This is a genomic window from Neisseria sicca VK64 (assembly GCF_000260655.1).
Taxonomy (GTDB): domain Bacteria; phylum Pseudomonadota; class Gammaproteobacteria; order Burkholderiales; family Neisseriaceae; genus Neisseria; species Neisseria sicca_B.
Window position 1 is genome coordinate 1 of record NZ_AJMT01000106.1, and the last position, 7,878, is coordinate 7,878.

The window sequence follows — 7,878 nt, forward strand, 5'->3', positions numbered from 1 at the left end:
TCAAAGTTGAGTATTGTACTATTTTGTTTTTAATTGACTATACCATTCGATACAGACTCAAATCATGCAGTTGGAACTGCGGCAGTCGTTGTGCCAATTTATCCAAAGCTATGCCGAGTACGCGAAAAAAATAAAAACTGATGATAAAGACGCGCTGGAAAAATTCGAAAACCTGATTTTCAGCAGTATTCTGTCCAATCCCGATAAAGTGCCGGGTACATTCGACGGTGTGGAAGGGTTAACGTCTTTGTTGAAAGAATTGAAGAAATAAAATTAAAGGTCGTCTGAAAACGTTTTCAGACGACCTTTCTGATGCTTTGTTATTTTAAAACCACACAATTGATTGTGCGGTTTATCATGATCAGTATTTGAAATCAGTATTTGAAGTTTTCGCCGAGATAGACGGAGCGGACTTGTTCGTTGTTGACCAAGTCGTCCGGCTTGCCGGAGGCGAGAACGGTGCCGTCGCTGATGATGTAGGCTCTGTCGCAGATGCTGAGGGTTTCGCGTACGTTGTGGTCAGTAATGAGTACACCGATGCCGCGCGATTTGAGGAAGTCGATGATTTTTTGGATGTCGATGACGGCGATGGGGTCAACGCCGGCAAAGGGTTCGTCCAAGAGGATGAAACGCGGTTGCATGGCGAGTACGCGGGCGATTTCGACGCGTCGGCGCTCGCCGCCGGACAGGGAGGGGGCGGGGTTGTGGCGCAGGTGGCCGATGTTGAGGTCGGCAAGCAGTTTTTCGACTTCGCCGTCGATGCGGCTTTTGTCTTTGGTGCTGATTTCTAAAATGGCGCGGATGTTTTGTTCGACGGTCATTTTGCGGAAAATCGAGGCTTCTTGGGGCAGGTAGCCGACGCCGAGGCGGGCGCGTTCGTGTATGGGCAGGTGGCGCAGTTCTTGTCCGTCAAGGGTAACGCTGCCTGCGTCGGCGGCGATGAGTCCGACGATCATGTAGAAGCTGGTGGTTTTGCCTGCGCCGTTGGGACCGAGCAGGCCGATGACTTCGCCGCTTTCGATTTCGAGGGAGAAGCTTTTGACGACTTGGCGTTTTTTGAAACTTTTTTGCAGGTTTTGAACGACGAGGCGGCTGGTGTTTTCGCTCATAAATGACTCTTGGTTCGGAGGTCGTCTGAAAATGTTGTTTGGGGTTTTTGCTGCTTTGGTTTTCAGACGACCTTTTGTGTTGTCAGATATTGGTTATTTGGTTTTTTGGGTGCTGGACGGCTGGATGACGACGCTAACCCTGCCGGATTTGGCGGCGGATTTGGCGCCTGATTTCGAGCTGCCGTTGATGGTATAGACTTCGGTTTTGGTGTTGTAGGTGATGACTGCGCCTTCGGCAACGTCGCCGCCACGTTGGACTTTGGCGTTGCCGGTCAGGGTAACGAGGTTGATGGCGGAGGAGTAGGTTACGTTGTTGGCTTGTCCGTTAACCGTGCCTTTGTTGTCGTCGAGCGTCTGGCTGAAGCGGACGGGCGAGCCGCTGGCTTTCATAAACTGTTCGCCTTTGTCGTTGCGGGAGACGTTGACGCTGCCGGCGCGGATGTTGAGCGTGCCTTGTTTGATGATGACGTTGCCGGTGAAGGTGGTGCTTTGGTTGTTTTGGTCGAGCGAGCCTTGGTCGGCTTCAATCTGTATCGGCTGCTTGCTGTCGCTTTGCAGGGCGTAGGCGGGGGCGGTGGCGAAAAATGCGGTTAAAACACATGCCTTACATATTTTTTGTATCATAAATCGTGGCTTTCACTCTGGATGGGAAGTTCAACAAACCTTTTTTGTGGTCATACGTCAGACCTTCGGCGTTGCCGCTCGATTCGCCGTATTGGAAGGTAACGGGCGTGTCGGTTTGGGCGTATTGCGATTCGGTGTCGACGTGCAGGAGATCGGTTTTGACGACGCCAGCCTGCCGCTTGGCATCGGCGGCTTTGGTCAGGACGACGTTGTGTTTGAACAGGAGTTGTTTGGTTTGGGTGTTGTACACGGCTTCGTCGCTGCCGACGTCGTAAAGCCGGCTGCCTTCTTGGAAGAAGACGAGGTGCGGCAGCTCGAAATGGACGTCGTTGCTTTCGGGAAACTGTTTCGCCCCTTTTGCGCTCAGATGCTCTTTCAGACGACCTTGTTCGTCAAACCGCCGTCCGTCTATGCCGTCCATCGTGTATTGCGGCTGGTTGGGGTTAAGTTTGACTTCTTCAATGTCGATTTCGCTGATACGCCCCAGCCATGCCGACAATCCGCCGAGCGCGACCGCCAGCACCAAAGGGAATGCGATTCCGTACCGCCATCTTACTTTCATTTGATGTACTCGTTCAAAGCCGCGCCCAGCGTACCTTTCGCGCGCATAATCAGGTCGCACACTTCGCGCACCGCGCCCGCGCCGCCCGCGTGTTTCGTAATATAGGCGGCGTGTTGCAGCGCAAACCAATGCGCGTCGGGAACGGCAACCGGCAATCCGCAGCGCACCATCACCGGCAAATCGACCACGTCGTCGCCGACAAAGGCGCACTCGCCTTCTTCTACGCCTGCCTGCGCGCGCAATTCTTCATAGGCGGCACGTTTGTCCGAAATGCCTTTGAAGTAGTAATTTATGCCCAACTGTTTGATGCGGATGCCGACGGAGGGCGCATCCCGACCTGTGATAACCGCAGTCTGCACGCCACTTGCCTGAAGCATCTTCAAGCCGTGTCCGTCCAGGGTGTGGAACGATTTGATTTCTTCGCCGTCGTCGCGGATGAAGATGCGGCCGTCGGTCAAAACGCCGTCCACATCCAATATCAGCAGCTTGATATGCGCCGCGCGCTGTTGCAGCTCGGGGTCTAAGGTTTGCATAGTGTTTCCTTGCGGATTGCTAGGTTTCAGACGACCTATTCTAACATAAAGGTCGTCTGAAAACGGTTAGCCCGCCTTTACACAATCCGCGCCATCAGTAAATCGTGCATATTCAGCGCGCCGGTCAGCACGCCGTCGGCGTCGGTTACCAAAAGCCCGTTCACATGGTTTGCCTGCATGACTTTCAGGGCTTCGGTGGCTAGGCGTTCGGCGGGGATGGTTTTGGGGGAGGGGTGCATGATTTCATCGACGGTCAGCCCGTCAAAGCGGTCGCGCTGTTGGAACAGGCGGCGCAAATCGCCGTCGGTAAACACGCCTTTCAGACGACCTTGATCGTCCGTTACCGCCAGCATACCCAAGCCTTTTTCGCTCATGCTGACGATGGCTTCTTTTAAGGGCGTGCCGAGTCGGACGGCGGGCAGCGCGTCGTCTTGGTGCATGATGTCCGCAACGCGTAAAAGCAGTCGTTTGCCAAGGCTGCCGGCGGGGTGGCTCAAGGCGAAATCGTCGGGCGTGAACGCGCGCGCGCGCAGCAGGACGACTGCCAATGCGTCGCCCAAAGCCATGACGGCGGTGGTGCTGGTGGTCGGGGCAAGTCCCAGCGGGCAGGCTTCTTTGGAAACTGACGCGGTGATGTGAATGTCGGCATGGCGCGCCATGGTCGAATCGGGGCGGGCGGTGATGCAGATGAGGGTAATGTTTTTGCGTTTGAGCGCGGGGATGATGGCGGCGATTTCGTCGCTTTCGCCGGAATTGGAAATCGCGATGACGACGTCGTTGTCCACAATCATACCCAAATCGCCGTGTGCCGCTTCCGCAGGATGGACGAAAAACGCGGGTGTGCCGGTCGAAGCCATAGTCGCCGCAATTTTGCGCCCGATATGTCCCGACTTGCCCATGCCTGTGATGACGACCCTGCCTTTGCAGTGCAGCAGCGCGTCTGCCGCAAGGACGAAGTTTTCGTCTAATTCTGCCGCAATTTCGCGCAAGCCTTCCGCTTCGGTGTGCAACACTTCGCGCGCCCAATCGAGATATTGACCGTTTCCTGCCATAATTTCATGCCTTTTTGTGTTCGTTTTATATCGTTTTGGACATCATTAAATGCCCTAATAAACTATCCAAATTTTCCGAATAGGGGTAGCATTACCGCCTGCTTCGCAAATAACCTATATTTAAAGGAATCAGAGATGACTATTTTATCGGACGTTAAAGCATTAGGACAACAAATCTGGCTGGACAACCTTTCCCGCTCGCTCGTACAAAGCGGCGAATTGGCGCAAATGCTGAAACAAGGCGTGTGCGGCGTCACTTCCAATCCCGCCATCTTCCAAAAAGCCTTCGCCGGCGACGCGCTTTACGCCGATGAAGTCGCCGCCCTCAAGCAGCAAGACCTCAGCCCCAAACAACGCTACGAAACCATGGCGATTGCCGACGTACAGGCAGCTTGCGACGTTTGCCTTGCCGAACACGAATCCACCGGCGGCAAAACCGGTTTCGTCAGCCTCGAAGTTTCCCCCGAGCTTGCCAAAGACGCACAAGGCACGGTAGAAGAAGCCCGCCGCCTCCATGCCGCCATCGCGCGTAAAAATGCCATGATTAAAGTCCCCGCCACCGACGCAGGCATCGAAGCACTCGAAACCCTCATCGCCGACGGCATCAGCGTGAACCTGACCCTGCTGTTCTCACGCGCCCAAACCCTCAAAGCCTACGCAGCCTACGCGCGCGGCATCGCCAAACGCTTGGCAGCCGGACAAAGCGTTGCCCATATCCAAGCCGTCGCCAGCTTCTTCATCTCACGCGTGGACGGCGCGCTGGACGCCACGCTGCCCGACCACCTCAAAGGCAAAATCGCCATCGCCCTTGCCAAAGCCGCCTACCAAGACTGGGCGCAATACTTCGGCAGCCCCGAATTTGCCGCGCTGGAAGCCAAAGGCGCAAACCGCGTGCAACTCTTATGGGCATCCACAGGCGTCAAAAACCCCGCCTATCCCGACACGCTCTACGTTGACAGCCTGATCGGCGCGCACACCGTCAACACCGTCCCCGACGCCACCCTCAAAGCCTTCATCGACCACGGTACAGCCAAATCCACGCTGACCGAAGGCGTAGAAGAAGCACAAGCGCAGCTTGCCGAAACCGCCGCGCTCGGCATAGACGTAGAAACCCTCGCCAACCGCTTGCAGGAAGACGGTTTGAAACAGTTTGAAGAAGCCTTCGACAAACTGCTCGCCCCGCTGGCTTGATGGTCAAAACCCAAGCTAGCCTTAGCAACCCGGTTTCTAAGCTTCACCGATAAAACAGACCCAAAAGGTCGTCTGAAAACCTCAATTCGAGATTTTCAGACGACCTTTTGCCGTTTCCATCATCTATATATAGATTCAAATCAAGACCAAGTATAGTGACTTAACTTTAAACCAGTACGGCGTTGCCTCGCCTTAGCTCAAAGAGAACGATTCTCTAAGGTGCTGAAGCACCAAGTGAATCGGTTCCGTACTATCTGTACTGTCTGCGGCTTCGTCGCCTTGTCCTGATTTGAATTTAATCCACTATATCATTATCGCCATCAGCTAATGCAGGCAGAATCTGCCAAAAATAATGTGTAAAATCGAACAAGGGGAGGATGGGTATCCCTATCGGTTATCCCCTTTTTAAAAGAGGCTTCGGGCGCTGAAAACAACCATTCAAAATTAAATTAATTCCCATAAATTCTCATTTAGAATTACCGTTCATCTCAAATAAATACCAAATATCAAAATATCATATTAAAAATATTCGAAAAATCAATATATTGGGAATATCTAAATTTCAAAAATACCGTTTATCTGAAAAATAATACCGCTTGTCTAAATATTCAAATATTATTAAAACAGGCTTTCAAAAGTGACGAAACACGGCACGTGACACAAAACGTCTTCTTCACTTCCCCAAAAAAAATCAAAAAATGACAAAACACGTCATATCGCAGAAACAATCCTACGTCATAAAAAAGCCCAAATCTGCCCGAAAAATCCTTCAAAATAAATTTAAACCTATTAAAAACATAAAATTACAAAATATTTTCATAAAAAATCCAAAAAAATCCAGACTTGGCACATCCCCTGCTTGATACATTACGTCCGGCAAGGGAAACGAAGCAACGAAGCCTAAACCGGGAAGCTGTATATTCCTTCTACTTGATGGTTTTACTCATAAACAAGCAGAGCCAAACACATTACGGTTTTTTAACAACAAACATTTTTTTATTCACAACACTTTTTAAACTGGAGTTTATTAAATGAAAGCAATCCAAAAAGGTTTCACCCTGATCGAATTGATGATCGTAATCGCAATTATCGGTATTCTGGCTGCCATCGCCCTGCCGGCTTACCAAGACTACACCGTACGTACCCGCGTAACTGAAGGTTTGAGCTTGGCTGAATCCGCCAAACAAGCTATTGCTACAGAAGGTTCTGCAGCAGCTAACGACCTGACACGTGTTGCTACAACTTGGAACGCACAAAATGATAATACTGGTGCCAACTCTAAATATGTTAACAGGATTCAAATGGATGGTACTACTGGTCTTATTACCATTACTTACAATGCGGCCAACGTTGGTGTTGGAGGTACAGAAAACACCTTGACTCTTACTCCATGGGTACGTAGTGGCGGTAACGGTCAAAGTCTGCAAGCCGCTATTGCAGCTGGTGCTACAGGTGCTTTGGACTGGGGTTGCTCTTCTGCTACTCATGCAACTGCAGATGCATCAAACATCGCAATTGCTACTGCTGGTACTCTGCAAGCTAAATACGCTCCTGCACAATGCCGCTAATCTAATCAATCAGAAACACCCGCTGCGGCGGGTGTTTTTCTATCAAGTAAAATAAATTTCAATCGGATTCATCTTTCGGAGTCGTTTTTCAAGATTTAATAAGGGGGCTATTGTGTTTTTACAAACAATACATACAAAAAATAGAGGCTTTACCTTGATTGAGCTGATGGTAGTGATCGCTATTATCGGCATTTTGGCGGCAATTGCATTGCCAGCCTATCAAAATTACGCCATACGTACCCGTATTGCAGAAGGGCTATTGTTGGTTGCTCCCTTAAAGAATGAAATTGTTGTAGATGGAAGGACGTCTCCAGTTTATCTGCGTAATGCCATTGTCGAATTGAATACTCGCAACAACAATACGGGTGTATACAGTAAGTATGTAGATTCTATACAAGGCGACCCGACAAGCGGCGTGATTACCATTACTTATAATGCCGCAGCCGTGGGTTTGGATAACAATGCCAATACTTTGACCTTGACACCTTTTGTCCCTAGAGCAACAGGAGGTGGATACGATACCCTGCAGCAAGCCTTTACCTCCGCTAATATGGGCGTGGTGCAATGGGCATGTTCATCCGATACCCATGCAACTGCAGACCATTATGGCCTGACTCCCGTTACACCAGGAACGCTGCCTGCTCGATTTGCACCATCCGAATGCCGCTAAGACGTATTCGGATACTGGGATCCGACGAAAAAGCCATTTTCGGGAATGATTGAAATGTCGGATACAAGTATCCGACAAAAAAACGATGTCCACACATTGCGGAAATTCGGGAATGATTGAAACGTCGGATTCGAGAATCCGACCTACGTGGATTGTTCGGTTTCGACGTAGGTCGGATACTTGTATCCGACAAAAAGCCGATGTTTGCACATTGCGAAAATTCGGGAATGATTGAAACGTCGGATTCGGGAATCCGACCTACATGTACTCGTATCCGACAAAAAAGCCGATGTTCACACCCTGCGAAAATTCAGAAATGATTGAAATGTCGGATTCGAGAATCCGACCTACATGGATTGTTCGGTTTCAACGTAGGTCGGATACTTGTATCCGACAAAAAAACGATGTCCACACCTTGAGAAAATTCGGGAATGATTGGAATGTCGGATTCGAGAATCCGACCTACATGGATTGTTCGGTTTCAACGTAGGTCGGATACTTGTATCCGACAAAAATCTTTCCGAAAAACAAAAATTTAATTTAAAAAAGGGAATTCATGCGATACCGAC

At 50.3% G+C, this 7,878-nt stretch carries 9 protein-coding genes; 4 read left to right on the top strand and 5 right to left on the bottom strand.

All coding sequences use genetic code 11. From position 1 onward, the window contains the following. The first annotated feature begins 64 nt into the window (after positions 1-64). Positions 65-271, top strand: coding sequence for a hypothetical protein (locus tag HMPREF1051_RS06500; protein WP_003766060.1), 207 nt, complete (start codon positions 65-67; stop codon positions 269-271). A 103-nt stretch (positions 272-374) separates the two neighbouring features. Here HMPREF1051_RS06500 and lptB read toward each other — a convergent pair whose 3' ends face one another. The 5 genes from lptB to HMPREF1051_RS06525 all read right to left on the bottom strand — a co-directional run bounded on the left by lptB (position 375) and on the right by HMPREF1051_RS06525 (position 3,880). Then, positions 375-1,109, bottom strand: a complete 735-nt coding sequence (gene lptB / locus HMPREF1051_RS06505) for an LPS export ABC transporter ATP-binding protein (RefSeq protein WP_003766063.1) — start codon at positions 1,107-1,109, stop codon at positions 375-377. A gap of 93 nt (positions 1,110-1,202) precedes the next feature. Continuing rightward, entirely contained in the window at positions 1,203-1,733 is a 531-nt protein-coding gene (gene lptA, locus HMPREF1051_RS06510) for a lipopolysaccharide transport periplasmic protein LptA (protein ID WP_003766057.1), read from the bottom strand. Continuing rightward, positions 1,714-2,295, bottom strand: coding sequence for an LPS export ABC transporter periplasmic protein LptC (gene lptC / locus HMPREF1051_RS06515; RefSeq protein WP_003780161.1), 582 nt, complete (start codon positions 2,293-2,295; stop codon positions 1,714-1,716). Before lptC ends, lptA begins: the two co-directional genes overlap by 20 nt. Continuing rightward, a complete protein-coding gene (locus HMPREF1051_RS06520) occupies positions 2,292-2,828 on the bottom strand; it encodes a KdsC family phosphatase (RefSeq protein WP_003766055.1) in 537 nt (178 codons plus the stop codon). The genes lptC and HMPREF1051_RS06520 overlap by 4 nt, the downstream gene beginning before the upstream one ends. Before the next feature lie 77 nt (positions 2,829-2,905). After that, complete coding sequence (locus HMPREF1051_RS06525) at positions 2,906-3,880, bottom strand: KpsF/GutQ family sugar-phosphate isomerase (protein WP_003766052.1); 975 nt, start codon at positions 3,878-3,880, stop codon at positions 2,906-2,908. A gap of 135 nt (positions 3,881-4,015) precedes the next feature. Here HMPREF1051_RS06525 and tal point away from each other — a divergent pair, with 135 nt between their 5' ends. The 3 genes from tal to HMPREF1051_RS15220 all read left to right on the top strand — a co-directional run bounded on the left by tal (position 4,016) and on the right by HMPREF1051_RS15220 (position 7,309). Further along, the gene (tal, locus tag HMPREF1051_RS06530; RefSeq protein WP_003766064.1) at positions 4,016-5,071 is read left to right on the top strand and encodes a transaldolase; all 1,056 of its coding nucleotides are present in this window, start codon (positions 4,016-4,018) and stop codon (positions 5,069-5,071) included. Positions 5,072-6,102: 1,031 nt separating this feature from the next. Beyond that, positions 6,103-6,639 carry a pilin gene (locus tag HMPREF1051_RS06535; RefSeq protein ID WP_036492264.1) on the top strand — a complete coding sequence of 179 codons (537 nt, stop codon included), beginning with the start codon at positions 6,103-6,105 and terminating at the stop codon, positions 6,637-6,639. A gap of 112 nt (positions 6,640-6,751) precedes the next feature. Next, positions 6,752-7,309, top strand: coding sequence for a pilin (locus HMPREF1051_RS15220; RefSeq protein ID WP_003766061.1), 558 nt, complete (start codon positions 6,752-6,754; stop codon positions 7,307-7,309). Positions 7,310-7,878: the final 569 nt, after the last annotated feature.

Coding starts and splice junctions, on each gene's coding strand:
- HMPREF1051_RS06500 (WP_003766060.1), top strand. CDS start 65: ATGCAGTTGGAACTGCGGCAGTCGTTGTGCCAATTTATCCAAAGCTAT.
- lptB (WP_003766063.1), bottom strand. CDS start 1,109: ATGAGCGAAAACACCAGCCGCCTCGTCGTTCAAAACCTGCAAAAAAGT.
- lptA (WP_003766057.1), bottom strand. CDS start 1,733: ATGATACAAAAAATATGTAAGGCATGTGTTTTAACCGCATTTTTCGCC.
- lptC (WP_003780161.1), bottom strand. CDS start 2,295: ATGAAAGTAAGATGGCGGTACGGAATCGCATTCCCTTTGGTGCTGGCG.
- HMPREF1051_RS06520 (WP_003766055.1), bottom strand. CDS start 2,828: ATGCAAACCTTAGACCCCGAGCTGCAACAGCGCGCGGCGCATATCAAG.
- HMPREF1051_RS06525 (WP_003766052.1), bottom strand. CDS start 3,880: ATGGCAGGAAACGGTCAATATCTCGATTGGGCGCGCGAAGTGTTGCAC.
- tal (WP_003766064.1), top strand. CDS start 4,016: ATGACTATTTTATCGGACGTTAAAGCATTAGGACAACAAATCTGGCTG.
- HMPREF1051_RS06535 (WP_036492264.1), top strand. CDS start 6,103: ATGAAAGCAATCCAAAAAGGTTTCACCCTGATCGAATTGATGATCGTA.